The sequence below is a fragment of the Candidatus Korarchaeota archaeon NZ13-K genome, assembly GCA_003344655.1.
Taxonomy (GTDB): Archaea; Korarchaeota; Korarchaeia; order Korarchaeales; family Korarchaeaceae; genus Korarchaeum.
Map to the genome: position 1 here is coordinate 1 of MAIU01000142.1, position 1,530 is coordinate 1,530.

The 1,530-nt window shown below is 61.2% G+C and carries 2 protein-coding genes; one reads left to right on the forward strand and one right to left on the reverse strand.

Annotated elements, in window-relative coordinates; translation table 11 throughout:
- Window positions 1-710: hypothetical protein (locus BA066_07915; protein ID RDD52767.1), on the forward strand; the 710-nt coding region annotated here is incomplete at its 5' end.
- Here the strand turns inward: BA066_07915 and BA066_07920 are convergent.
- Entirely contained in the window at window positions 703-1,530 is an 828-nt protein-coding gene (locus BA066_07920) for a GTP cyclohydrolase I FolE2 (GenBank protein RDD52768.1), read from the reverse strand. The two genes, BA066_07915 and BA066_07920, sit on opposite strands and share 8 nt — an antisense overlap.

Genomic DNA, 1,530 nt, shown 5'->3' on the forward strand with positions numbered 1-1,530 from the left:
TCAGGGAGGAGAGGATCGTCTTGGATCCCCTGATAGGGTTCTTCAGGGATCAGGAGGTGCCCTGGTACGTCTGGGACTCCCTGGTGATAAGGAGGCTGAGGGGCCTCCTCACGCTCGGCAGACCCTTATGCGTCGGCGTCTCCAGGAAGTCGTTCATAGGTGAGATAGCCGGCGAGAAGGATCCTGCCAACAGGCTGGCCGGCAGTCTGGCAGCCACCGCTATAGCTGTCTACAACGGGGCCAGCCTAATCAGGACTCATGACGTGAGGGAGACCGTCCAAGCGGTCAGGGTGGCCGAGTTCATCAGGAGGGAGATGGACCATGCCCGTTGCGGTGAGGTGGAAGCTTATCAGATGACCTTCGACCTCGAGGCCATCGATTTCGAGGACATGTTCCTCTACCTGGGATCGCACCCCAGGGGGGCCGAGATAATGTCCAAGAAGTCGGATTTCAGGGTCATCTACATGAGGAACGTGAAGAACCCTGTCGCGCTTGTGATCAAGCAGGAGATGCTCTCCTCCGGCGGTGAGGCTGCCCTCCCCTCAAGCTCCATAGTGTTCGGAAGCGAGAGGGTTGATCTTGTCGTTCTGGGGAACCTGAGGCAGCTCAGGAGGCTGAAGGAAAAGATGGAGCTTAATGCGAGGGAGGGAAGCAGCCTGGCCGGGGAGTTCTCATGCGTGAGGGAGGTCCTCTCCAAGCTCCTCAGCTGAACCTGAGCCTGAGCCTGCCAACCGTGGATCTCACCTCAGCGTAAACATCGTGCATATGAACACTCTCGTAGCTCCTCACTGCCGCCAGCAGTGTCGCCTCGTCCGGAGCAGATGGGAACTCCCTCAGGAAGAGGATCACCATCTCCCTGACGACGTCTTCAGCCAGCTTTGGGTTCATGAGGGAGCTCACGACGAGGGCAGCCTCATCCGGCCTCTTCGTGAGGGTCATCAGGGGGGAGCTCATCGCCCCCTCCACCACGCCGACAAGCCTGTCGCGATCCAGGTGCTCCCCTCCCAGGGACGCCTCGATTATCCCAATGCTCCTCTGTGTGTGCGTGGCCGTGATGGATGCCCTCTCCCCGAGAGAGCTGAGGTAGGCCCTTATCAGCTCCATGGTGCAGGGGCAGGAGGTCATGCCGGCCAGCTCCACCCTGGTGGTGTTCACCTCAACACCCTCCAGCACGGCGGAGCCGACCTCAGCCCTGTAGTACCTCTTGGAAGCTATCAGAGGGACCTCGAACCTCAGGGAGACGCCCGCTGAATCCGCGTACGGGATCAGCTCCATGAGGAGCTTGACAGATTCCCTAGCAAGATCCTCCGGCCCCTTCGGCGGATCGGAGAGGCTGTAGATGGCCTGGACCTGTCTGCTCAAATCCACCCCTCTCCTGTCGGCGGGCAGGCTGACCCAGACATCCGCCTCAGCCAGCAGGAGGAACCCGTCGACCGCGATGGGGACCCTCAGCCCGAGGCTCCCGACCCTATCCAGCCTCAGCCTGACCCGAGGCTCCTCGGAGTGCACGTCCCGCGCCCTCTCCAGGAT